The following is a 22,929-nucleotide window of genomic DNA, read 5'->3' on the forward strand; positions in this document are numbered from 1 at the left end:
TGAACTAAACCCGTCAAATGCCACTCAGAGATTTTGAATGGGTGGTGAAGCCCTTCAATGCTCCTATGTTGTGTTAAGTGTTGGCAGATATCTGGACCCCGCCCTAGCGGTCCGGAACTTGAACCCCGAACTTCCCCCTCCCCATAAGAAGTCCGGGGTTTTTTTTGCCTGCGATTTGGCTTACTCGGCCGCTTCGCTGCCCTTGTCAGCCAATTCCATCCAGTCGGCCAACACAGTGTAGGCCTCTTCCAGGCCCATGCGCTTGGGGGCCGAGAACAGCTGGATGGTGATCGTGTCGCCCCAGCCTTTGCGAATTTCCGACTGCACTTTGAGCAAGGTGTTTTTTGCCGCGCCGTAGGTGAGCTTGTCCGCCTTGGTCAGCAAAATGTGCATGGGCATGCCGCTGGCGACAGCCCAGTCGAGCATCAGCAGGTCGAAGTCGGTCATCGGATGGCGGATGTCCATCATCAGAATCAGGCCTTTCAAACTCTCGCGGCTGCCCAGGTAAGCTTCCAGATGGCGCTGCCAATGTTGTTTGAGCGGGATCGGTACTTTCGCGTAGCCGTAGCCGGGCAGGTCGACCAAACGGCGTTCATCGTCTAGCTTGAAGAAGTTCAAGAGCTGCGTGCGCCCCGGGGTTTTCGAGGTGCGTGCCAGGCTTGCATGGGTCAAGGTGTTCAGCGCGCTGGATTTGCCGGCATTGGAACGCCCGGCGAAAGCCACTTCAAAGCCTTCATCGTCGGGGCATTGATCGACTTTGGCGGCGCTGAGCATGAAGGTGGACTGTTGGCACAGGCCAAGGATGGGGTTCTTCAGTTGCATGGGATTTCCGATGTGGGCGGCGTCGGGAATGGACGCGGCAAGCTGTGTCGTTTCCGTTTCAGTGACGCCAGTATATAATGCCGCAGATTTTGTGTGCGCTTTGTCCCAGCGTAGGATGAAGCTCACGGGAGCGATCGACCGAAATTGCGCATTAGAACGCAGCTCGCTCTCAACCCTGAAAAGGTCGTTTTATGACGAAATGGCTGCTAGCTGCCGGTGTCTTGATGCCGCTTTACAGCGCTCAGGCTACACAGGATCCGGAAGCTGTGTACAACCGTGTTTGTGGTGCCTGTCATTCCGGCCAACTCCCCACGGCACCTCGCAAGGGTGATCAGGAAGCTTGGACGCCGAGGTTGGCGAAAGGTATGGAGACGCTGGTGCAACACGTGACCCAGGGTTTCAAGGCGATGCCGCCGCGTGGTTTGTGCATGGACTGCAGTGCCGAGGATTACCGAACCATCATCCAGTGGATGAGCGAGTAAGCCCGGTCCATAACTCTTTAACCCTTAGCCGTAGTTGGATTAGCTGATGAACAAATTGATCGTGAGTCTGCTGTTGACCTTGGGGATATCCGGTGTAGCCCACGCCGCTGGCGATGCCGCCGCCGGTCAGGCGAAAGCGGCCGTATGCGGGGCCTGCCATGGCCCGGATGGCAATAGCATGGCGCCAAACTTTCCGAAACTGGCGGGCCAGGGCGAACGTTATCTGAACAAGCAGTTGCACGACATCAAGTCCAATAAGCGCACGGTGCTGGAAATGACCGGCCTGCTGACCAACCTGAGCGATCAGGACCTGGCGGACATCGCGGCCTATTTCGCCAGCCAGAAGGGCAGTATCGGCGCTGCCGATCCGAAGCTCGTGGCTCGTGGTGAAGCGCTGTTCCGCGGTGGTGACTTGAACAAGGGGCTTCCAGCGTGCACCGGTTGCCACTCCCCTGACGGTAAAGGCAACGCTGCAGCCGGGTTCCCGCACCTGGGCGGCCAGCACGCCCAGTACGTTGGCAAGCAACTGACCGACTTCCGAAAAGAAGAAGGCGGCCGCACCAACGACGGCGATACCAAGCCTATGCAGAGCATTGCGAAAAAGCTGAGCGACGAAGATATCGCGGCGGTGTCCAGCTACATCCAGGGCCTGCACTGAGGCTTTGGCTGGCGTTGCGAGGGGGGTACTCCCCTTGCAACGTTAACGCTCGATTAATCTCTCGATGCGAGCATCAAAAGGGTGGCTTTGGCTGCCCTTTTTTGTGGCCGCTGCCGTTACACTAGCGAACTTGAACCTGCCAGGGCCTGTCTTAAAAAAGGCCTTGCGAGGTCCCCTCATTGTCCAGGAGTAAAGCATGCGTAATCTGATCATCAGCGCCGGGCTCGTCCTCGCCAGCCTGTTCGGCATGGCCGTCCAAGCCAACGCCGACGAATCGAAGGCCCCCTACGTCGAATTGACCAACCCCGTTCCGGTGGCCGTGCCTGGCAAGATCGAAGTGGTGGAGCTGTTCTGGTACGGCTGCCCGCATTGCTACGCTTTTGAGCCGGTCATCAACCCGTGGGTCGAGAAACTGCCTTCGGATGTGAACTTCGTACGCATTCCCGCCATGTTCGGCGGCCCTTGGGACGCCCACGGCCAGATGTTCCTGACCCTCGAGGCCATGGGCGTCGAGCACAAGGTTCACGCTGCGGTCTTCAACGCGATCCAGAAAGAAGGCAAGAAACTGGTCAAGAAAGAAGACATGGCTGACTTCCTCGCCACCCAAGGTGTCGATAAGGACAAGTTCCTGGCTACGTTTGACTCCTTTGCCATCCAGGGTCAGATCAAGAAGGCCAGAGAGCTGGCGAAGAAGTATGAGATCACCGGCGTACCGACCATGGTCGTCAACGGCAAATACCGTTTTGACATCGGCTCTGCCGGCGGTGCCGAGCAAGCGCTGCAACTGGCCGACCAGCTGGTCGCCAAAGAGCGAGCGGCCACCAAGGCTGCTGCCAACTAAGCGCGGCCTCGCCCATGGCCCGCTGGAGCACCGAACGCATCGTTGGCCTGCATGAACCGCGGGTCAACGAGCATCATGTCACTTCCACGGGCCTGCCCGCCGACGGCTGTCTGCGGCTGCTCAGTTTCAATATCCAGGTGGGTATCAGCACCGAGCGCTATCGGCATTACCTGACCCGAGGCTGGCAACACCTGCTGCCACACACCGGGCGAGCCGGCAACCTGCAGAAAATCGGCGACCTGCTGAAAGATTTCGACCTGGTGGCCCTGCAAGAGGCCGATGGCGGGAGCTTGAGGTCAGGCTACGTCAATCAGGTGGAACACCTGGCCCAACTGGGCGCTTTTCCCTACTGGTATCAGCAGCTCAACCGCAACCTCGGTCGTCTCGGCCAACACAGCAATGGTGTGTTGAGTCGCTTGCGACCGTGGGCGATTGAAGACCATCCGCTGCCGGGCCCCAAGGGGCGCGGGGCGATCCTGGCGCGTTTTGGCGAAGGTCCGGAGGCGTTGGTGGTGGTCATGATGCACCTGGCCCTCGGGGCGCGTACCCGGACGATGCAACTGGCCTACATCCGCGAACTGATCGGCGGGTACAAGCATCAGGTGCTGATGGGCGACATGAACACCCACGCCACCGACTTGCTGCAAACCTCACCTCTGCGTGATCTCGGCCTGCTCGCCCCGCAACTGGAAGCGACGTTCCCCAGCTGGCGCCCCCAGCGCTGCCTGGACCATATCCTGCTGAGCCCGACCCTGACCCTCGAACGCGTCGCGGTGCTGGCCCAGCCCATTTCCGATCACCTGCCTGTCGCGGTCGAAATTCGTTTGCCGGGTTCGCTCACGGTTGATGCATTTCCCGCGCTGAGTCCTGCCCCTCGCGGATCCGATGAATGAGCGACGACGCCGAACGCTGGAGAGAGAAGTACCTCAAGAGTATCGAACAGCAGGAAAAGCTTGAGCGCCGCTGGGACGCTCGGCTCGACTTGCTGCGTCGTGGCCTGGTGCGTAGCACCCTGGCCGCCGAGGGCACTGACCGGGCTGTTGATCAATGCATGAAAGAGATGCGCGATGTGGTGCGCACCGATGACATGGATGCCGCCCTCGCCGCCCTGTTACCGCGCCTGGAGAAAGCCGTACTCGATTCCGAGCAGCGCCGCGAGACCCGGATCGAACAGATGAGTACCGCATTGACGGCCCTGGTTGATCAGTTGCAAACCCTGCCGCTGCCAAAGGAAGTCAGTCGACCGCTGAAGAAATTTTCCAAGCAGTTGGAGGACCGTGTCGGCCAGGCCCGGGAGATGCCGCTGTTGCTCAGCGAGCTGAGCAGCTTGCAGGGCAAGGCGTTGAGTGCGCTGGATGCACCCGCCGAACCGAATCGCCCCGGCCTGTTGCAGCGACTGTTTGGTGGGTCTGGCCACGAAGAAAGCGCGCCCCAGCCAAACGAGCCTGCCCAGGCGCGCGCGGTGCCTGTGTCGGAAGCGAAGCCGCCGGTACCTGTGCTGCCGGCAGCCGAGGCCGAGACTGTGGCTGTGGCTGTGGCTGACTCGCCTGCACCTGCTGCACCTGCACCTGCACCTACGGCACCGACTCCTGCTCCACCTACGCCTGCACAAGAACCGATACCGGTACCGGAGCAAGCCCGAGCCTTGGAGGCGGCGCCCGAGCCGGTCGCCAGCATTGTGCCGATGGACGGGCCTGATCCAGCGCCCACCCCGTCCCTTGTATCCGAAGCTTCTCAAGCCGCCATTGAGCCGGATGAAGCCGCTGAACCGGCGCCGATCCCAGGCGAACGCACGGAACCGCTCCCCGCCGTCGAAAATCCTGATGAGCTGCTGTCGGAGGAGCCGTCCAAGGCGCTGCCCGAAGTGCCGCTCCCCCCAGCCGAACCAGCGGAACCAGCCGAAGCAGCCGAGCTTCTGGCAGCCGTCGATCCGCTGCCCACCGAAACGGATGAGGCCCACTACGCCCTACCCGACTCACCGGAGCCCTCCTACAGCTCGGTGGCCAGGCATATCGAAGACACCCTGCTGGGTCTGTTGGGCGACCTGACCCTGCCCGAGCGGCATCGCCCCCAAGCCGAGGCCATGCGTGAACGGCTGAAAAATGGCTTGAACTGGTACGAATTGCTGCCGATCCTCGATGATCTTGCGGTACTCATGCTGGCCATTACCGACAGCGGCCAGCATGAGTTTGAAGCTTACCTGCAGCGGCTCAATGACCGACTTGAGTCATTCCAGAACAGCCTACGGGCTGCCAGCGAAGACCATGCCGATAATCTGTCAGCCTCCAGGGACATGGACACCCAGATTCGCGAACAGGTGGACGGCCTGCAAAGTAGCGTTCAAGAGGCTGATGATCTGGAAGGCCTCAAGCGAGTGTTGGAGAATCACCTCGAAGGCTTGCTGGGTACCATGGATCAACACCAGAAGCAGCGTGATCTGCGTGAGCAAGAAGTCTCGGCTCGCCTGAAAAGCCTGGCCGAGCGCGTGGCGTTGATGGAGCAGGATGCTCAGGTCGTGCGCGATAATCTCGAAGAACAGCGGCAAAAAGCCCTCATCGATCCGCTCACGGGGTTACCTAACCGCGCCGCCTGGTCCGAGCGCCTCGAACATGAAGTCACCCAGTGGCAGGAGCATGGCAATAGTCTGTTGTTGGCCATGCTCGATCTCGACCATTTCAAGCGCATCAATGATAACTACGGCCATCTGGCCGGTGACCGAGTGTTGAAGCTTATCGCCTCGGTGCTGCGTAGACGCCTGCGGGGCGGCGATTTCATTGCCCGCTTCGGCGGCGAAGAGTTTGTCCTGTTGGTTCCCAACACGCCCCTGGCGGCTGGTGTCAAATTGGCGGAGGCCTTGCGCGCGGCCATCGAGGTCTGTCCGTTCCACTTCAAGGGCGAACCGGTGACGGTGACGGTGTCCATAGGCATGACCGCCTTCAAAGCTGGAGAACGCAGCGATCTGGTAATCAAAAGAGCCGATCAGGCGTTATATCGAGCAAAAAATGCCGGACGCAACCGGGTGGAACTGGGCTGAAACCTAATTGTTCCATTTTGTTTATATCGGCGGGTGAGCCCGATCATTCGCCAGGCTATACGTTACACTGTTGCATTACTTCCAGCGTGTAATGCATTCCGCCATGAAATTTTTTTCGCTCATTGTCGCTTTATTGGTGCTGGCCGGTTGCGCCAGCGGCCCTCGGCTCGATACCAGCCACCCTTCAGTCAATCAGGACAGCCGCATCCAATTCGTGGTGGTGCATTACACCTCGGCCTCCCTCGAGCGATCCCTGGCGTTGCTGACCCACGGCGAAGTCAGCGCTCATTATCTGATTGGCGACGATAAACACGCGACCGTTTACAAGCTGGTGGATGAGAACCGTCGCGCCTGGCACGCCGGGGAAAGCGAATGGGAAGGCCGGACCTGGCTCAACTCCAGCTCCATCGGTATCGAGATCGTCAATCCAGGTTTCGTCGACACGCCCACCGCGCGCCTTTGGTATCCCTACAGCGAAGCTCAGGTCCAGGCCTTGATCGTGTTGCTCAAGGACATCACCCAGCGTAACGCGATCAACCCGCGCAACATCATCGGCCACAGCGACATCGCTCCCCTGCGCAAGCTCGATCCGGGCCCCCTGTTCCCCTGGAAGCGCCTGGCAGAAGCAGGCCTGGGAGTCTGGCCAGACGAACAGGCCGTGGCGCGCCAGCAGGCAGTCTTCGCCGCGCAGTTGCCGAGTGCCAGCTGGTTCCAGGGCGAACTGGCCCGCCTCGGCTACCCGACGCCCCAGACGGGCGAATGGGATGTAGCCACCCACCATGTGCTGGCCGCCTTCCAGATGCACTACCGGCCGACCCGCTTCGACGGTACCCCAGACGCGCAAAGTGCGGCGATTTTGCAGGTGCTTAACCAGACAAAATAATGACGCCCGTCTGACGGTTAGCGCTAAATCCAAATCAGAAGCTATAACTCATTGGTAACTTTCGGATTACCCATGATGACGGCTGCCCGAGAAACCCTGCAGAGCTGGCTCCATCGCCCTCTTTTCCTGGCGATGATGGCGGCTGCCTTGAGCGCGGTGCTGTTGCTGGCGGGGAGTCTGGCTGTGGTGATGCAGCAGATCCAGCAGCGTGAAAGCGATCAGATGAATGCCCAGGGCGAGCGCTTTCTGCAACGCTTGGAGCAACTCTTCGGACAGCTGCGCGAAGGTCTAGACGATCTGCAAAACCAGCCGTTGCGCGGATGCGACGATGACATGATCGCGACCTTGCGCCAGGTCAGCTTCAATTACCGCTTCGTCTACGAAGCGGTGTACATCGACGGCAGCGGCGTCTGCTCCAATCGTCCACACCAGAGCGGCTTGTCAGTGACCCGGCCGCCCGACATCCGGGGGCCGACCTACAATTACTGGCTTAACACCACCACCGAACCCGATGAAGACCGCGCGGCATTGATGCTGGGGCGCGGTAATTTTCGGGTTGCCACCTCTCGCGGACATTTGACCGATGTGGTTGATCTCCCGCCGGGCAGCAGTCTGCTGGTCGTCCTGGATCACGGTGAGCGAGCCATTCCCGTGCTGGGCACCGACCAATACTGGCCGCCGACAGAGCCCTGGCCACCGAAAAGCCACAATGCCTTGCAAGTGACCCAGACCCGGCTGATCTATCGGATGCCGACCGACAGCCCGGAATATCAACTGGTGCTGATCGCTCCGCGCAACGGATTTATCGTTCCGGCCAACGCCTGGTGGATGTTGCCCATCAGTTTGATGCTGGGCCTGGGGATCGGCTTCCAGGTGTTTCTGTTGGCGCGCCACCGTCAATCCATGGATGCCGAATTGCATGGAGCCATCCGGCGTGGCGAGTTGCAGGTGCTGTACCAGCCGATTTTCGACCTGAGCAGCCGCAACTGCGTGGGGGCCGAAGCGTTGTTGCGTTGGCGACGACCGGACGGCACCCTGACTAGCCCGGACTTGTTTATCCCGATGGCCGAGAACACCGGGCAGATCCGCCAGATCACCGATTTCGTGCTGCAGCGGCTGTTTGATCAATTGGGCCAACTATTGCGGGCTAATCCACAGCTTTACATCTCGGTGAATCTGGCCGCGTGCGATGTGATGGTGCCGCGTATCGGCGAAGTGATCGCCCGCCTGCTGGCGCTGCATCGGGTCTCGGCGCACCAGATTGCCTTCGAAGTGACCGAGCGCGGGCTGATCGATGTGCTGGTCGCCCGGGATAACCTGCAGTCGTTGCGCGACGTCGGGCATCAGGTGTTGATCGACGATTTCGGCACCGGTTATTGCAGCCTGGCCTACCTGCAAACCCTGCCGGTGGACTGCCTGAAAATCGATAAGGCCTTCATTGACGCCTTGGGCCACGATGCCGCCAGCAGCGGTGTCGCGCCGCACATCATTCGCATGGCCCACGCGCTGCAACTCAAGGTGATCGCCGAAGGGGTCGAGTATGAAGCCCAGGCCTCCTATTTGAGCAGCGAAGGGGTGAAGTTTGGCCAGGGTTGGCTATTCGCCCATGCACTCAGTGCGGTGCAGCTCATCGAACTGATTACCCGCGGTCGGCGCCTGCGCGGACGACGCCTGGACGACGAAGCCTGAGTCGCCTCAGACCGCCAGGGCCATGTAGAACTGCGTGCCCTGCCCCGGCCTTGAATAAACCCCCATGCGCCCGCCGTGGAGCTGGACGATCTCCTTGCACAGCGCCAGGCCGAGGCCAGCGCCACCCTTCTTGCGTCCGACCTGGACGAAAGGCTCGAAGATCCGTCCCTGCTGACCGTAGGCAATACCTTCACCGTTGTCTTCGACGCTGATGATCACCCGTTCGCCGTGGCGCCGGGCCTGCAGGCGGATCTGGCCGTCGTCGCCGGTGTGACGCAGGGCATTGTCGATCAGGTTATCCAGCACCTTTTCCAGCTGCGCAGCGTCGGCATGCAGACGCGGCAGCGGGTCTTGGATCGCGACGAGCAATTTGATGCCCTTGGCCTGCGCTTGCGCGGTGAACCGCTGCCGGGCCGCTTCCAGGAGGTCTTCGATGGAGCAAGGTCCCAAGGTCAACTTTTGCAAGCCGTTCTGGTAGCGAGAGAAGTTCAGCAGGTCATTGATGAGCTGCATCAGGCGCTGCATTTCTTCATTGACGGTGTTGAGCAGGTCGGCTTCACGGGATTCTTCGGGAAAATGCACACGCTCCTGCAACAGGCCGAACGCCATATGCATGCCGGTGACGGGGGTGCGCAGCTCGTGGGACGCGCGCAACACGAACTCACTGCGTACCCGTTCGAAAGCACGCTGTTCCGTGACATCGTGCAGCACCATCACCGCGCCGAGGATGTGGCCTTGGGTATGACTGACCGGCGTGAGACTGTAGGTCAGCACGCGCGTCTCTCCATCGACCTCGATGCTCAGGTCGTCCGGTGCCCGGTCCTGGGTACCGCCGCGAAGCACCAGTTGTAACTCTTCATCCAGTTCCAGGCGTCCCAGCGCCTCGCCCAGCCCCTGCCCCAGGCGTTCTTCATCCCAGCCCAATTGGCGCTGTGCCACGGGATTGAGATGCTCCAGGTGGCCTTGGCGATCAATCATCAGCAGCCCGTCATCGATGCTGTCCAGTACGGCCTGCAAGCGTTGCTGGCCGGCGAGCAGTTCATCGACATTGGTGGCCTGGTGCTCCCGCAAGGCCTGGGCCATGACTCCGAAACGACGTGTCAGAAGATTCAACTCGGAGGCGGAAGAAACGGGCAGCATCACTTCGAAATTGCCCTGGCCGATGTCATCCGCCGCCGCGGCCAATGCCTCGATCGGCGCCCCGTAACGCCGAGCGATGCCATGGGCCGTGACGAAACCAATGATCAACACCGCCAGCCCTACCAACCCCAGTAGCCCGGAAATCAACAGTGCACGGTCACGGGCACGGGTCTGGGTTTCACTGATATTGTTCAAGGCGACGCGATATCCCTCCACCAGTCCATTGCGCAGCGCGTTGAATTTTGTAGTCAGCTCCTGGAGGTTTTTTTGCTGGGCCGGCTGTTGGTGAGTCGCCGTGAAGGCCTCGAGAAAGGCGATGTAGTCGGCCTTCGCCCTGCTGAAGGTGTTCGTCGGATTCTCCTGACCACGTTCATGGGCGATGCCCTCCTCCAGCAAATCGAGATATTGCCGCTTGGAAACCTCCAGCGCAGCCAGGTCAGGCTTATCGTTGAGGATCACCATCAACTGGTCGCCCAGGGTCTGGCGCAGCTTGAGGCCCAGGTCCAGCAGGATGAAGTTGTCGCGTACCGATTGTTCCTGGGTGTTGGCCATTTGCAGCACGCTGACCAGGCCAAGTACCAACCCCAGCAATGCCACGGTGATCAGGGCCGAGATGCTGAGAAACAGTCGCGTGCGCAGCTTCATCGCCAGTTTCATAGGGTGTTGCTCACAGGTTGTACTGCTTGCGTTTGCGATACAGCGTGGATGCATCGATACCGAGGGTCTTGGCCGCCTGGTCCAGGGTGTCGGCGGTGGCCAATACTGCGCCGATGTGCGCTTTCTCCAGCTCGTCGAGGCTCAGCGCGGCACCGATTCGCGGCGCATTGTTGACCGGTTGCTCGGCCATGCCCAAGTGGCTGATTTCGACTTTTTCCTGGGGGCAGATAATGCTGGCGCGCTCGACCACGTTACGCAGCTCGCGGATATTGCCTGGCCAGCGATAGCCTAGCAGTGCTTCGCGAGCCTCGTCGCTGAAGCCCCGGGCCGGGCGCGCGTATTCCTTGACGAAGCGCGCCAGGAAGCGATCGGCCAAGGTCAGGATGTCTTCGGTGCGCTCGCGCAGCGGCGGCAGGTGCAGGGTAATGACGTTCAGACGATACAGCAGGTCTTCGCGAAAACGTCCGTCGCGCACCATGTCTTCAAGGTTGAGGTTGGTGGCCGCGAGAATCCGTACATCGGCGCGACGGGTGATCGGATCACCGACCCGCTCATATTCCTTGTCCTGAATGAAACGCAGCAACTTTGGCTGCAACGCCAAGGGAAAATCGCCGATCTCGTCGAGAAACAGCGTGCCGCCGTCAGCCTGGTTGACGCGCCCCAGGGTGCTCTCACTGGCGCCGGTGAACGCGCCGCGGCTGTGACCGAACAATTCGCTTTCCATCAACTCAGTGGTCAGCGACGGGCAATTGATGGTGACGCAGGACTTTTTCGCGCGCTTGCTCCAGCCGTGGATCGCCCGGGCCAATTCGCCCTTACCCGTACCGGACTCGCCGAGAATCAGGATATTGGCGTCGGTGCTGGCGACCTGGCGGGCGGTTTCAAGGACGACTTTCATCGCCGGGCTGTGGGAATCGAGGCCGTCCTTGGGTTTGCGCACTTCCCCTTCGAGGGCTTCGAGCCGTGCCGACAACTGGCGCACTTCAAGTTGCTTGGCGGTCGCCAGGCGTAATTGATCCGGGCTGCAAGGCTTGACCAGGTAATCGGCGGCGCCGGCCTGGATCGCATCGACCGCAGTGTCGACCGCCGAGTGGGCGGTGACGATCACGACTCGCATCCACGGCGCCTGAATGCGCATTTGCGCCAGGACATCGAGGCCGTTGTCTTCGCCCAGGCGCAGGTCGAGGAAACACAGGTCGAACACCTGGCGCTGCAGCAGGGTGTCGGCCTGGGCGGCGCTGTTGGCGGTGGCGACGGTATAGCCTTCGTCTTCCAGGCAGTAACGGAACGTACGCAGGATGGCGGACTCGTCGTCTACCAGCAGAATGCGGCCTTGATGCTCGGTGGCGGATTCCATTTTCCTACGCTCCTTAATGAATGATGTTGGTTAGTGTCAGAAAAATCGGGCAAGTTGCATGGTCGTTTCTGAGGGGATATTACCCACCGACAGCCTCCCTGTAGACGTCTGACTCCTAAAAGATTGATTTGAGTTCCTTTTTTTGTTGTTCGCCCGTCTCGGACGGCTCGGCTTGCTCATTCCGACAGCTGTTTGGGACGGGCAATTCAAAAAGAATCTGATGCCCCCCTTCGCTTCGCTCGTGCAATACGCACGACTCGCTCCGACGTCATCGTGCAGGATGCGCCCCCGGTGTTTTACGTATCAGATGTAACCTATTGATTTTAGTCGTATTTTTTTTGCCAAAAATCTGGCACGGCGACTGCAATGATCTGATCAACGTGGCGCTAAAGGCGCTTCAACCAGATCACCACTCGGGTGGGGGAGGAATTCCAGGATGAATCGTCAAAGTGCCGCCCAATTTCGAATCACTTCCCTGCACGTTCAGCAGATCTTGTGGGCTGTCGTGGCGCTGCTGGTCACCCTGGTAGCAGGCCAGCAATTGCTCCTCTGGCATCAGAGTCAACAGCCCGAGGCGCCGCTGGTGTCGATTCAGCGTGCTCCCCAAACCCATTTCAGCGCCGTTGGCAATTTCTCGGAAGTTTCCGCTTCCATGCGAATGATGGACGTCGATCAGGCACAGCCTGTGGCCGACATGCCCCGTCAGGAGCGCTGGGTGTTTTAACTTGATGGACCGGTCGTCTACCGCGCCGGAACCATCGCCGCAAGACCCAAACTAAGTAGAAAAGCGTAAGGAGAATCACCATGTTGAGCTGGGCAATTACTTTCCTGATCATCGCCATCATCGCCGCCGTACTGGGCTTTGGTGGTATCGCGGGCACCGCCACGGGCATCGCCAAGATTCTCTTTGTCGTGTTCCTGGTGATGTTCATCGCTTCCTTCTTCTTTGGCCGTCGCGGCCGTGGCTGACCATGAACGCTTCATTTAAAGGACTGGCCGCCGCCCTGCTGTTGGGCGGCAGTGCCATGGCAATGGCTGCCAACGATGGGCAGATGCGGGTCAATCAATTGCTTGAAGCCGACCCGCAATACCGTGAGACCTGGCAGCACCTGGTCCAAAAAGAAGAGCGCCTGCCGGAATGGGTGATGAATTTGTCGGGCGACTCGGAGCAGATGAATGCTGTCGAGGAAGATGGCGATAAGTATCTGGTGGGCCCGTTGTGCGAAACCCAAGCGACGTGCCGCAGCAAACGCCTGATCGTTGCCTTCAGTTTTGATAAGGACGAGGCCTACGCCATGTTGGTTGAAGTCCCCGCCGGACTACCAGCCGACAAGTCGCCGACCCGTCACGCTGACTACCGTTTCCTCGGCAAGCCCGATGACGGTATGCAGAAACTGTTAATGGAACAACTCAAGAAAGATCCCAACTGGTATTGAGTTTTGAAAACGAGAGAAGCAGCCCTGCTTTTCTCTTCTGCACAGCCCGAGGAGGGCCGATGCATGACCAGGGGGCCGGGACGTTCTGACCGTTCAGGGTCGGAGTGACCTACGGGCACAAGGGGTGCCTGCGAAAGGGCCGGGTCAGGTAAGAGCTGCGACGCAGGTTCGCGAAGTCGTGAAGGCTTGGCGAACTTGCGTAGAGCTTGTGCTTCAAAAGGCTTGTGCCAGAGCGGCCTGTTAATAGGGGCGCCACCAGCAGGTTCACGCTGCGGCATATTGTCTCCCGCGCTCAACTTATTCCCCCTTGGCTGACCGTATATCGGACAATACCCAGGCGAGTCACCTGCGCAGGCGCATTTCGGATCGCCACCCTTTTATCGGTTCTCCACTTTTATGAAAGAAAGCCCGGCTACGCTGAAACGGCCGTTTCACGGCACTTATGCCTGCTGAAATGTCGTATTCGAACCGGTTGGGACGTGCGTTCCGTTTGGAGAATCTCATGCCGATTCGGCATAGGGTAGGCCGTTACGGCATTAGACGGGGCACCCTCGCATCGCAATAGTTGCGCCTTTTTTCGCCTGGCAGTAAGCCGCAAGCGCGTGCTCGAGGTGACCTTATATGGGGGCAGAGGCACGAGTTCGGATCGCCGTCGGCGTTTCGGTTCGTGCAACTGCCCGAGTCCAACTGAAGTAAGGGTAATGATATGAAGAAGGCAAGACTAAGCCTCGCTTGGCAGATCCTCATCGGTCTGGTGCTCGGGATTGCACTGGGCGCGCTGCTCAACCATTTCAGTGCCGAGAAGGCCTGGTGGATCAGCAACGTGCTGCAACCGGCGGGCGATATCTTTATCCGTCTGATCAAGATGATCGTGATCCCGATCGTGATTTCCTCGCTGATCGTCGGTATTGCCGGGGTCGGTGACGCCAAGAAACTCGGGCGTATCGGTCTGAAGACCATTCTTTACTTCGAAATCGTCACCACCATCGCCATCGTCGTTGGCCTGTTGCTGGCCAACTTCTTCCAGCCGGGCAGCGGCATCGACATGAGCACCCTGGGGACGGTGGATATTTCCAAGTACCAGGCCACCGCCGCTGAAGTCCAGCATGAACACGCCTTCGTCCAGACCATCCTCAACCTGATCCCGTCGAACATCTTCGCAGCGGTTGCCCGTGGCGAGATGCTGCCGATCATTTTCTTCTCCGTACTGTTCGGCCTGGGTCTGTCCAGCCTGCAATCGGACCTGCGCGAACCGCTGGTAAAAATGTTCCAGGGCGTGTCGGAAAGCATGTTCAAGGTCACCCACATGATCATGCAATACGCGCCTATCGGCGTGTTCGCACTGATCGCGGTGACCGTCGCCAACTTCGGTTTCGCCTCCCTGCTGCCGCTGGCGAAACTGGTGATCCTGGTTTACGTCGCCATCGCCTTCTTCGCCTTCGTGGTGCTGGGCCTGATCGCCCGTCTGTTCGGCTTCTCGGTACTCAAGCTGATGCGCATCTTCAAGGATGAGCTGGTGCTGGCCTACTCCACCGCCAGTTCCGAAACCGTGCTGCCGCGGGTGATCGAGAAGATGGAAGCCTACGGCGCGCCGAAGGCCATTTGCAGCTTCGTGGTCCCCACCGGTTACTCGTTCAACCTCGACGGTTCGACCCTGTACCAGAGCATCGCGGCGATCTTCATCGCCCAGTTGTACGGCATCGATCTGTCTATCAGCCAGCAATTGCTGCTGGTGCTGACCCTGATGGTCACCTCCAAGGGTATTGCCGGCGTGCCGGGCGTGTCCTTCGTGGTCTTGCTGGCCACCCTGGGCAGCGTGGGCATTCCGCTGGAAGGCCTGGCCTTCATCGCCGGTGTCGACCGCATCATGGACATGGCCCGTACCGCGCTGAATGTCATCGGCAACGCCTTGGCCGTGCTGGTCATCTCCCGCTGGGAAGGCATGTACGACGATGCCAAGGGCCAGCGCTACTGGAACTCCCTGCCGCACTGGCGCAGCAAAGAGCCGCTGCCAGCGGGGGAAGTTTCCAGCCATTGATGCGCCTATCCCCCTGTGGGAGCGAGCTTGCTCGCGATTGCGGTGTGTCAGCCAACATCAGTACTGACTGAGCCGACGCCATCGCGAGCAAGCTCGCTCCCACAGGGGGGCCTGTGCAGTGACCACCAAACCCCGGGGAAATCCGGGGTTTGTCGTTTCTGCCAGCCCCGCTATCATTCGCCGCATCTTCCGGGGGATTTAACCGATGCTCAATGGCCTGTGGCTTGGCTTCTTTATCGTGGCAGCCGTGTCGGCGCTGGCGCAGTGGCTGATCGGCGGCAACGCCGGGATCTTCGCGGCCATGGTGGAAAGCATATTCGCCATGGCCAAGCTGTCGGTGGAGGTGATGGTCCTGCTGTTCGGCACCTTGACCTTATGGCTGGGATTCCTGCGGATCGCCGAAAAAGCCGGCATCGTCGACTGGCTGGCCAAGGCCCTCGGCCCGCTGTTTCTGCGCTTGATGCCAGAAGTACCGGCTGGCCATCCGGCCATCGGCCTGATTACCCTCAACTTTGCCGCCAACGGCCTGGGACTGGACAACGCGGCCACCCCCATCGGCCTGAAAGCCATGCGCGCCCTGCAGGACCTCAACCCCAGCCCGACCATTGCCAGCAACGCGCAGATCCTGTTCCTGGTGCTCAACGCCTCGTCGCTGACGCTGCTGCCGGTGACGATCTTTATGTATCGCGCCCAACAAGGCGCACCGGATCCGACCCTGGTGTTCCTGCCGATCCTGCTCGCCACCAGCGCCTCGACCCTGATGGGGCTGCTGTCGGTCGCGTTCATGCAGCGCCTAAGGCTGTGGGACCCGGTGGTGCTGGCCTATCTGATTCCGGGTGCGTTGGTACTGGGCGGCTTCATGGCGCTGCTGGCAACGCTCTCGGCCACGGCGCTGGCGGGGTTGTCATCGATCCTGGGCAACCTGACACTGTTCGGCTTGATCATTGTGTTTCTGGTGGTGGGCGCCCTGCGCAAGGTCAAGGTGTATGAAGCCTTCATCGAGGGCGCCAAGGAGGGCTTCGACGTCGCCAAGACGTTGCTGCCATACCTGGTGGCGATGCTCTGCGCGGTTGGCGTGCTGCGGGCCTCGGGGGCGCTGGATTTCGGCCTCGACGGGATCCGGCACCTGGTGGAGTGGGCCGGCTGGGACACGCGTTTCGTCGATGCCTTGCCGACCGCCATGGTCAAGCCGTTCTCCGGCAGCGCCGCCCGGGCGATGCTGATCGAGACCATGAAAACCTCCGGCGTGGACAGCTTCCCAGCCCTGGTGGCGGCGACCATTCAAGGCAGCACGGAAACCACGTTCTATGTGCTGGCGGTGTATTTCGGCGCCGTGGGCATCCAGCGGGCGCGCCATGCCGTGGGCTGCGCGTTGCTGGCCGAGTTCGCCGGGGTCGTGGCGGCGATTGGGGTCTGCTACTGGTTCTTCGGCTGAGGCCTTCAGGGCGCCGGCGTTGCGAAACGCTGGCCCTGCTCCAACGTCCAGCTCACCACCTCGGCGGTCAGTCGATCACTGGCCCGGCCAAAGCCATCCACCACTGCCGGCACTTTCACGTCGTTCAATGGCTGGCGAACTTCGAAACGGCGGCTGGCCAGGATGCGCTGGTCGAACCCTCGCACCAGCAACGCGTCCAGGCGAATCACCACGCTGGCGGCGCTGCCCTGGTATTCGGTCTGGAACGCCTGCAATTGCCCGCCCAACTCCAGGTCGGCTTGCAGGTTGCTGTCGGCGACACTCAACAGCCTGACCCGTCCATCCTGGGCAAAGCCATCGAGCAGGCGGTTGCGCAGCAACACCGGGGCAGGGTCGCTCCAGCGCGAGGCGGCGTAGCTGCTGAACAGATTGCCTTGGGGAATGACCGCGATTTTCGGGCTGTTGAGCACTTCGCTGGCCTGGGGGCTGGCCAGGCGTAATGACCAGTTCACCGGCGTGCCGGCGGAGGCCGGTGCCTGGGCGGCGGGCAGGCGATAGATGTCCGAGGGCTCGGCCTTGGGCAGGATCGAGCAACCGGCCATCAGGATGAACCCCGCCAGCACGAGGCCAGGGCAGACGAATCGATCGAAGGGCTTCATGGCGTGAACTCCTTGTTCTTGTCATTGCCCAGCAAATAGCCGCTGGGGTTGGCATCCAGGCGCCGGGAGATACCCCGCAGAGCGCTCAGGGTCTCGCGCAGCTCACGCACGGCAGGCGCCAGGGCATTGAGCCCCTGCATGCCGTTATTCAGCGAGTCGCGATTGTCGTTCAGCAGTTTGTCGAGGGTGGCCGTGCTGCGAGCCAGGGATTGCATGGCCTGCCCGGCGTTGCCGAACGCCTGTTTGCCCTGGTCGTTGAGCAGGCCATTGGCATTGCGCATCAACGCCGTGGTCTGTTCCAGCGTGGCGCTGGCCTGTTTGCCGATGGACGCCAGTTGCTGCATGGCCTGGCGAATGTCACCGCGCTGCTCGGCGATGACCCCGGTGGTTTGCTCCAGATGATCGAGGGTATTGCTCAGGCGCTGGACGTTGTCCGAGGAAAACACCTCGTTGGCGTTGTGCAGCAGCAGGTTGATGCTGGTCATCAAGTCATCGCTGTTGTTCAGCAGGCGGGCGATCGGCGAGGGCGCGGCGATAATCACCGGCGGCTCGCCGTCATGCCCGGTCAATGGCGGGCTCTGGGGCGTACCCCCGCTGAGCTGGATGATCGAGGTGCCGGTGATGCCGGTCAGGGCCAACTTGGCCTGGGTGTCTTGCTTGATCGGGGTCTCACCGCTCAAGCGCACCCGTGCCAGCACCCGGCGCGGATCGTTCGGGTCCAGGCGCAGATTGACCACGTCGCCGACCTTGATGCCGCTGTATTCCACCGAGCTGCCCCTGGACAAGCCGCTGACCGCCTCGTTGAACACCACTTCGTAATACTTGAACTCGCTGTCCACGCTGGACTTGGCCAGCCACAGGCCAAACAGCAGGGCGCCGACCACTACGATCACGGTGAACAGGCCGATCAATACATGATGGGCTCGGGTTTCCATGTCAGACCTCATTCAATTGTGTAGCGGCCGATAACGCCGCGCGACCGCGAGGGCCATGGAAGTATTCGTGAATCCAGGTATCGTCGGTTTCCGATACCTTGTCGATGGCATCGGCCACCAGGACTTTTTTCTGGGCCAGTACAGCCACCCGGTCGGTGATGGTGTAGAGCGTGTCCAGATCATGGGTGACCAGGAATACGCTCAGGCCCAGGGCATCGCGCAGCGTCAGGATCAACTGGTCGAACGCCGCCGCGCCGATGGGGTCGAGGCCGGCGGTGGGTTCGTCGAGAAACAGGATGTCCGGGTCCAGGGCCAGCGCGCGAGCCAGGGCGGCGCGCTTGATCATGCCGCCGGACAGCGAGGCGGGGTATTTGTCCGCCGCCGAGAGCGGCAGCCCGGCCAGTGCCAGCTTCACCGCCGCCAGGTGTTCGGCATCGGCCCGGCTGAGCCCTGCGTGTTCGATCAGGGGCAGGGCGACGTTTTCGGTCACGGTCAGGGACGAAAACAGCGCGCCCTTCTGGAACAGCACGCCAAAGCGCCGCTCTACCCGTGAACGTTGTTCCTGGGGCAGGCTTGGCAAGTCCTGGCCGAACACCCGCACTGAGCCTTCGCTGGGCCGGCGCAAGCCGACGATGCTGCGTAGCAGCACTGATTTGCCGCTGCCGGAACCGCCGACCACGGCGAGGATCTCGCCCTTGTATACGTCCAGGTCGAGGTTTTCGTGCACACTCTGGCGGCCAAAGCGGTTGCACAGGCCACGCACCTGAATCACCGCCTCGGCGGGCGCTCTGGAAGGTCGACTCACCAGCTCATCTCCATGAAAAACAGCGCGGCCACGGCATCCAGCACAATCACCACGAAAATCGACTGCACCACGCTGGACGTGGTGTGAGCCCCCACCGACTCGGCGCTGCCGCTGACCTTGAAGCCCTCCAGGCAGCCCACGGCAGCGATCAGAAAGGCAAAGATCGGCGCCTTGACCATGCCCACCACGAAATGCTGAACGCCGATGTCCGATTGCAACAGCGTCAGGAACATGGCCGGGGAGATACCCAGCGACAGGGCGCACACGACTGCGCCGCCGATGATGCCTGAGAGCATGGCCACGAAGGTCAGCATGGGCAGTGCCACCAAGAGCGCCAACACCCGCGGCACCACCAGCAGCTCGACGGGATCGAGGCCCAGGGTGCGGATCGCGTCGATTTCTTCGTTGGCCTTCATCGAGCCGATCTGCGCAGTGAACGCGCTGGCGGTGCGGCCTGCGATGAGGATCGCCGTCAGCAGCACGCCGAATTCGCGCAGGAACGAGAACGCCACCAGGTCCACGGTGAAGATGCTGGCGCCGAAATCCGCCAGCACCGTCGCTCCGAGGAAGGCCACCACCGCGCCCACCAGGAACGTCAGCAAGGCGACGATGGGCGCCGCGTCCAGGCCGGTTTGCTCGATGTGAACGACCATCGGCGTAATGCGCCAGCGCCGGGGGTGAAACAGGCCGCGGCCCAGGGTTTCCAGGATCAAGCCGATAAAGCCGAGCAATTGCAGGGTGTCCTGCCAGACCTTCTCCACGGCGCGTCCGATCCGCGTCAGCAACTGGATCACGACGCTGACTTTTGGCTCTTTTTCCGGTACGCAGAAATCCGTCAGCGAGCAATAGACCGTCTGTAACAGCGCTCGCTCGGCTGCCGGCAATCGGCAATCGGGGTGTTCGGCGGTCTTGCCCAGCCGTTCGGAACCCAGCAGTTCCACCAGCAACGAGGCCCCGGCGGTATCGAGGGCGCCGAGGCCGTTGAGGTCGATTTGGGTGTTTTCGTCGTACTGGCCGCGCAGCGATTCGCTCAAGCGCTTGAGCTGTGTGTAATGGGCCAGCGTCCAGTCGCCGCTGATCCATAGCTGCGCCGGAGAGCGAGACGTGTCGAGTCGGGCACTGCCAGTGGGGGGGCTGGGGATCATAAGCTCCATGCTCGTTTGGCTTAAGCAGCGCTACCTAATAGCACGACCGCCATCATTTTGCTTCGGGTGCGGGGGCGCTCACATTGAAACGCAGCACACCGATCATCTGGCCGTTCTCCGTCAGCACCCGCACCTGCCATTTGCCTGTCGGGTCTTCCGGGAAGTTCTGCTTGTGGGTCCAGGCGCGATAGCCTTCCTTGCGCCCGCCGTGAATGTCCAGGGCGATGCGGTCCACTTCTTTGCCGTTGAACTGCCAGACATGGTAGATACGCTCATCGAGCCCCCGTGGCGCGTTGATGGCGGTGTAGGCATACAGGCCGTTGCCGCGGATCTGGGCGGCGCTGACTTCCTTGAGGCTGGCGCCGGGCGTGCGGTCTTCCAGTTGGGTGCTGATCGCCACTTCGGTCATCCACAGCGTGGCCGGCGGTACCCAGGAGCGCAGCACCCAGCCGGCGGCGCCAATCCCGACGGTAATACATAAAATGGCCAGGGCGTTGCGCACGGTGCGGATCGGAAAGATCGACGCCAGGCTCGGAAACGACAGCAGCATGGCGATGCCCAGGGCCAGCTTGAAGCTCTGGTCGGTGGTCAAATGCAGAATGACCGGCAACGCGGTGAGCAGGGCGGCGAACAGTGTCAGCGTATGCAACGCCAGGAACGCCCAGCGCCGGGGCGCCAGCCATTTGTAGTACAGAGGGTCAACGATTGAGATCAGCGCCGCCGTAGCGAGCAGGCCGGTGAAAAGCAGCTGGCTGCTGTTCCAGGTGGTGGTGATGAGGAAAAACGGCAGGACGAAAAACAGGCTTTCCTGGTGAATCATCTGCGTGGCGTAACGCAACAACGGCTGGGGTATTTCCCGCTTGAAAATGCGCGCGAACAGCCGGGTCATGCTGTTCTCGACCATCAGCCAGAGCCAGCTCACCAGCATCATGACCGCAATCCAGGTCGCCAGGCCCTGCTGGCGGTCAACCAACATGAAGCTGCCGAGCCCGGAGATGAAACCACCCAGCGCAATGACCCCTGGATAGCGCTTCATCAACTCAAGGAGGCGCTGGATGTAGACGGTCAGGTTCTGCATTAGGTGGTTTCACAGTAAGTCGTAGGAAATATCCCTGACAGGATATCGCCAGGCCAACGGTGTGACGAGCATGCTTTTGTGGTGAGGGGATTCATCGGGCAAGGGGACTTATCTGTGGCATGAGGTATACCTGTGGCATGGGGATTTATCTGTGGCGAGGGGATTTATCCCCGTTCGACTGCGAAGCAGTCGCTATCAAGGGCGGCTCGATTTTACTCAGTGGGGGCTGCTTCGCAGCCCAGCGGGGATAAATCCCCTCGCCACAGATAAATCCCTCATCACACAGGTACATGTCGCGGACTCAGCCCTCGGTCGGTCGGGCCCGGCGACGCACTTGCCAAGCCACCAACCCCAGCAACAACAAGCCCAGCACACCGACCAGCCCCCAAACGAGTTCGTCATCGCTGAGCAAAGGCTTCTCGATGCGCAGATAACCTGGGTCCTTGAGCAGCTCGCGCAGGGCCTGGTTGGCCTGTTCCAGGCTCACCCCCTGCAAACGCACGGCCGGGTTGGCGAAGCGGCCGTCTTCATAATCGCCCAGGGCTCCCCAATAGTAATCGGCCAAGGCACTGTTACCTTGAACCGCCCAGGTCTGATGCGCGATGGCCGCTCGTTTGATGCGCATGAAGCTGTCGGGGTCCAAGCCATCCTTGAGCAACGTACTGCGCAGCTCTTCGAGGGCTTGTTCGGCTTGCGGCAGGTCTTCGCGGGCCAGGTCCGCGTTCAGGCTGAAGAAGCCGACGCCGCCGAATACTTCCCGTTCCACCCACGGCCCATAGGACAGACTGCGGGCCAGGCGCAACTGGCGATAGAGCGCCCAGTCCAGGTAATCCTTGAGCAGGTCGAAGGTTTCGTCGTGTTGCTGCTCCAGCACCGGCTCCGGAAAAAGCCAGTGAAGCTTGGCGCCATTGCCGACCAGGCCACGAATGAGGTTGCGCTTGGTGACCGCGCTGTAGCGGATCTGTGGCAGCGGTTTGTGGGTGCTGGGTTCGACCGGCTCGAGTGCGCCAAAGGTGCGTTCCAGATAGGCCGGCAGCAACCGGTCGAGATCGCCGACCACAATCAGCGTCATGTTGTTCGGCGCATACCAGGCCTCGCGCGCCTGCTCGATCTTGGCGAGGGTGAGGCGTTCGACCTCGGCCCGTTCCGCGCAACGCAGGCCCAATTCCACTGCCAGTTGATTGCTGGCCTTGTGGCTCAGGTCCTGCTGGTCGAGCCAGCGTTGCAGATGAGTGTAATGGCCGCCGTCTTCGCGTTCGACCACCCGCTTGGCAGCCTCCAGGGCTTTGTCGTCGATGCGGGTGCGGGTCAACAGCGCCAGCAGCAGGTCGAGGATCTTGCGTTGATTGCGTGCCGGCGCTTCGATGACAAACGTGGTGTCGGCATTGCTCGTGAAGGCGTTCCACTCGCCGCCCAATGCCTGCATGCGTTCTTCCAGGCCGCCTTCGCCGCCCTCATCGACACCGCTGAACAGCAAATGCTCAAGCAGATGGGGCAGTTCCTTGTCGGCGCAGCTGAAATCGTCCAGGCCCACGCCGACGACCAGCCGGATCGCCACGTGCCCGCGTTCACTGCCGGGCTTGAGCAGCAGTTGCAGGCCGTTGGGCAACGCATAACCCTCGACCTGGAATCGATCCTGGGCTACCGCAGGCAGCGAGCCGAGCAAAAGAAAGGCGAACAACAGACAACGCATAACGGGCTTCCTGGCGGCTGAGTGGGGTCCATGTGCCGGGCAGGCCGTTATCGCAAGCAAGCGTGTTCCCACCTTGAATCGATTGGCTGGATGACACGGTGGGAGCGTGCTGGCTCGCGAATGGCTTTAAACCCAAGCCACTGTTACTGACTGGCCAATGCGC

The 22,929-nt window shown here is 61.0% G+C and carries 21 protein-coding genes; 12 read left to right on the top strand and 9 right to left on the bottom strand.

Annotated features, from left to right (window positions below; translation table 11 throughout):
- Positions 1–180 precede the first annotated feature (180 nt).
- Complete coding sequence (gene yihA / locus CD58_RS00190; RefSeq protein WP_025211089.1) at positions 181–822, bottom strand: ribosome biogenesis GTP-binding protein YihA/YsxC; 642 nt, start codon at positions 820–822, stop codon at positions 181–183.
- 191 nt (positions 823–1,013) lie between these two features.
- Here yihA and CD58_RS00195 point away from each other — a divergent pair, with 191 nt between their 5' ends.
- The 7 genes from CD58_RS00195 to CD58_RS00225 all read left to right on the top strand — a co-directional run bounded on the left by CD58_RS00195 (position 1,014) and on the right by CD58_RS00225 (position 8,409).
- Entirely contained in the window at positions 1,014–1,304 is a 291-nt protein-coding gene (locus CD58_RS00195; RefSeq protein WP_025211090.1) for a c-type cytochrome, read from the top strand.
- Between the two features lie 46 nt (positions 1,305–1,350).
- Positions 1,351–1,962 carry a c-type cytochrome gene (locus CD58_RS00200; RefSeq protein WP_025211091.1) on the top strand — a complete coding sequence of 204 codons (612 nt, stop codon included), beginning with the start codon at positions 1,351–1,353 and terminating at the stop codon, positions 1,960–1,962.
- Positions 1,963–2,158: 196 nt separating this feature from the next.
- Positions 2,159–2,803, top strand: coding sequence for a thiol:disulfide interchange protein DsbA/DsbL (locus CD58_RS00205; protein ID WP_025211092.1), 645 nt, complete (start codon positions 2,159–2,161; stop codon positions 2,801–2,803).
- 14 nt (positions 2,804–2,817) lie between these two features.
- Positions 2,818–3,696, top strand: a complete 879-nt coding sequence (locus CD58_RS00210) for an endonuclease/exonuclease/phosphatase family protein (RefSeq protein ID WP_025211093.1) — start codon at positions 2,818–2,820, stop codon at positions 3,694–3,696.
- Positions 3,693–5,837, top strand: coding sequence for a GGDEF domain-containing protein (locus CD58_RS00215; RefSeq protein WP_025211094.1), 2,145 nt, complete (start codon positions 3,693–3,695; stop codon positions 5,835–5,837). The genes CD58_RS00210 and CD58_RS00215 overlap by 4 nt, the downstream gene beginning before the upstream one ends.
- A 103-nt stretch (positions 5,838–5,940) precedes the next feature.
- Positions 5,941–6,720, top strand: coding sequence for an N-acetylmuramoyl-L-alanine amidase (locus CD58_RS00220; protein ID WP_025211095.1), 780 nt, complete (start codon positions 5,941–5,943; stop codon positions 6,718–6,720).
- A 75-nt stretch (positions 6,721–6,795) separates the two neighbouring features.
- Positions 6,796–8,409: an EAL domain-containing protein gene (locus tag CD58_RS00225; RefSeq protein WP_025211096.1), complete on the top strand. Its 1,614-nt coding sequence runs from the start codon at positions 6,796–6,798 to the stop codon at positions 8,407–8,409.
- A gap of 6 nt (positions 8,410–8,415) precedes the next feature.
- Here the strand turns inward: CD58_RS00225 and CD58_RS00230 are convergent, their stop codons facing one another.
- On the bottom strand, positions 8,416–10,206 hold the full coding sequence (locus CD58_RS00230) for an ATP-binding protein (protein WP_025211097.1): 1,791 nt from the start codon (positions 10,204–10,206) through the stop codon (positions 8,416–8,418).
- Between the two features lie 10 nt (positions 10,207–10,216).
- Positions 10,217–11,563 carry a sigma-54-dependent response regulator transcription factor AlgB gene (algB, locus tag CD58_RS00235; protein WP_025211098.1) on the bottom strand — a complete coding sequence of 449 codons (1,347 nt, stop codon included), beginning with the start codon at positions 11,561–11,563 and terminating at the stop codon, positions 10,217–10,219.
- Positions 11,564–11,999: 436 nt separating this feature from the next.
- On the opposite strand from algB, the gene CD58_RS00240 reads away from it, so the two are divergent.
- The 5 genes from CD58_RS00240 (at position 12,000) to CD58_RS00260 (ending at position 16,472) form a co-directional block, all read left to right on the top strand.
- Positions 12,000–12,287 (top strand): hypothetical protein, encoded by a 288-nt coding sequence (locus CD58_RS00240; protein WP_025211099.1) that lies wholly within the window; start codon positions 12,000–12,002, stop codon positions 12,285–12,287.
- A gap of 80 nt (positions 12,288–12,367) precedes the next feature.
- The gene (locus CD58_RS28830) at positions 12,368–12,532 is read left to right on the top strand and encodes a DUF1328 domain-containing protein (protein WP_003177151.1); all 165 of its coding nucleotides are present in this window, start codon (positions 12,368–12,370) and stop codon (positions 12,530–12,532) included.
- Positions 12,533–12,534: 2 nt separating this feature from the next.
- Positions 12,535–12,999, top strand: coding sequence for an inhibitor of vertebrate lysozyme family protein (locus CD58_RS00250; protein ID WP_025211100.1), 465 nt, complete (start codon positions 12,535–12,537; stop codon positions 12,997–12,999).
- Positions 13,000–13,705: 706 nt separating this feature from the next.
- Positions 13,706–15,037, top strand: coding sequence for a glutamate/aspartate:proton symporter GltP (gltP, locus tag CD58_RS00255; protein WP_025211101.1), 1,332 nt, complete (start codon positions 13,706–13,708; stop codon positions 15,035–15,037).
- Between the two features lie 205 nt (positions 15,038–15,242).
- Positions 15,243–16,472, top strand: coding sequence for a nucleoside recognition domain-containing protein (locus tag CD58_RS00260; protein ID WP_025211102.1), 1,230 nt, complete (start codon positions 15,243–15,245; stop codon positions 16,470–16,472).
- A 5-nt stretch (positions 16,473–16,477) separates the two neighbouring features.
- Here the strand turns inward: CD58_RS00260 and CD58_RS00265 are convergent, their stop codons facing one another.
- The 6 genes from CD58_RS00265 to CD58_RS00290 form a co-directional block, all read right to left on the bottom strand.
- Entirely contained in the window at positions 16,478–17,110 is a 633-nt protein-coding gene (locus CD58_RS00265) for an ABC-type transport auxiliary lipoprotein family protein (protein ID WP_025211103.1), read from the bottom strand.
- On the bottom strand, positions 17,107–18,045 hold the full coding sequence (locus CD58_RS00270; RefSeq protein WP_025211104.1) for an MlaD family protein: 939 nt from the start codon (positions 18,043–18,045) through the stop codon (positions 17,107–17,109). The genes CD58_RS00265 and CD58_RS00270 overlap by 4 nt, the downstream gene beginning before the upstream one ends.
- 1 nt (position 18,046) lies before the next feature.
- Positions 18,047–18,850, bottom strand: a complete 804-nt coding sequence (locus tag CD58_RS00275; RefSeq protein WP_025211105.1) for an ABC transporter ATP-binding protein — start codon at positions 18,848–18,850, stop codon at positions 18,047–18,049.
- Positions 18,847–19,995, bottom strand: coding sequence for an ABC transporter permease (locus CD58_RS00280; RefSeq protein WP_025211106.1), 1,149 nt, complete (start codon positions 19,993–19,995; stop codon positions 18,847–18,849). Before CD58_RS00280 ends, CD58_RS00275 begins: the two co-directional genes overlap by 4 nt.
- Positions 19,996–20,047: 52 nt before the next feature.
- Positions 20,048–21,073 (bottom strand): DUF5924 family protein, encoded by a 1,026-nt coding sequence (locus CD58_RS00285; RefSeq protein WP_025211107.1) that lies wholly within the window; start codon positions 21,071–21,073, stop codon positions 20,048–20,050.
- A 301-nt stretch (positions 21,074–21,374) separates the two neighbouring features.
- A complete protein-coding gene (locus CD58_RS00290; RefSeq protein WP_025211108.1) occupies positions 21,375–22,766 on the bottom strand; it encodes a M16 family metallopeptidase in 1,392 nt (463 codons plus the stop codon).
- Positions 22,767–22,929 lie beyond the last annotated feature (163 nt).

This window comes from Pseudomonas brassicacearum (assembly GCF_000585995.1).
Taxonomy (GTDB): Bacteria; Pseudomonadota; Gammaproteobacteria; order Pseudomonadales; family Pseudomonadaceae; genus Aquipseudomonas; species Aquipseudomonas brassicacearum_A.

Excerpts from the sequence above, each read along its gene's own strand:
- yihA (WP_025211089.1), bottom strand. The coding sequence starts at position 822 with ATGCAACTGAAGAACCCCATCCTTGGCCTGTGCCAACAGTCCACCTTC.
- CD58_RS00195 (WP_025211090.1), top strand. The coding sequence starts at position 1,014 with ATGACGAAATGGCTGCTAGCTGCCGGTGTCTTGATGCCGCTTTACAGC.
- CD58_RS00200 (WP_025211091.1), top strand. The coding sequence starts at position 1,351 with ATGAACAAATTGATCGTGAGTCTGCTGTTGACCTTGGGGATATCCGGT.
- CD58_RS00205 (WP_025211092.1), top strand. The coding sequence starts at position 2,159 with ATGCGTAATCTGATCATCAGCGCCGGGCTCGTCCTCGCCAGCCTGTTC.
- CD58_RS00210 (WP_025211093.1), top strand. The coding sequence starts at position 2,818 with ATGGCCCGCTGGAGCACCGAACGCATCGTTGGCCTGCATGAACCGCGG.
- CD58_RS00215 (WP_025211094.1), top strand. The coding sequence starts at position 3,693 with ATGAGCGACGACGCCGAACGCTGGAGAGAGAAGTACCTCAAGAGTATC.
- CD58_RS00220 (WP_025211095.1), top strand. The coding sequence starts at position 5,941 with ATGAAATTTTTTTCGCTCATTGTCGCTTTATTGGTGCTGGCCGGTTGC.
- CD58_RS00225 (WP_025211096.1), top strand. The coding sequence starts at position 6,796 with ATGACGGCTGCCCGAGAAACCCTGCAGAGCTGGCTCCATCGCCCTCTT.
- CD58_RS00230 (WP_025211097.1), bottom strand. The coding sequence starts at position 10,206 with ATGAAACTGGCGATGAAGCTGCGCACGCGACTGTTTCTCAGCATCTCG.
- algB (WP_025211098.1), bottom strand. The coding sequence starts at position 11,563 with ATGGAATCCGCCACCGAGCATCAAGGCCGCATTCTGCTGGTAGACGAC.
- CD58_RS00240 (WP_025211099.1), top strand. The coding sequence starts at position 12,000 with ATGAATCGTCAAAGTGCCGCCCAATTTCGAATCACTTCCCTGCACGTT.
- CD58_RS28830 (WP_003177151.1), top strand. The coding sequence starts at position 12,368 with ATGTTGAGCTGGGCAATTACTTTCCTGATCATCGCCATCATCGCCGCC.
- CD58_RS00250 (WP_025211100.1), top strand. The coding sequence starts at position 12,535 with ATGAACGCTTCATTTAAAGGACTGGCCGCCGCCCTGCTGTTGGGCGGC.
- gltP (WP_025211101.1), top strand. The coding sequence starts at position 13,706 with ATGAAGAAGGCAAGACTAAGCCTCGCTTGGCAGATCCTCATCGGTCTG.
- CD58_RS00260 (WP_025211102.1), top strand. The coding sequence starts at position 15,243 with ATGCTCAATGGCCTGTGGCTTGGCTTCTTTATCGTGGCAGCCGTGTCG.
- CD58_RS00265 (WP_025211103.1), bottom strand. The coding sequence starts at position 17,110 with ATGAAGCCCTTCGATCGATTCGTCTGCCCTGGCCTCGTGCTGGCGGGG.
- CD58_RS00270 (WP_025211104.1), bottom strand. The coding sequence starts at position 18,045 with ATGGAAACCCGAGCCCATCATGTATTGATCGGCCTGTTCACCGTGATC.
- CD58_RS00280 (WP_025211106.1), bottom strand. The coding sequence starts at position 19,995 with ATGATCCCCAGCCCCCCCACTGGCAGTGCCCGACTCGACACGTCTCGC.
- CD58_RS00285 (WP_025211107.1), bottom strand. The coding sequence starts at position 21,073 with ATGCAGAACCTGACCGTCTACATCCAGCGCCTCCTTGAGTTGATGAAG.
- CD58_RS00290 (WP_025211108.1), bottom strand. The coding sequence starts at position 22,766 with ATGCGTTGTCTGTTGTTCGCCTTTCTTTTGCTCGGCTCGCTGCCTGCG.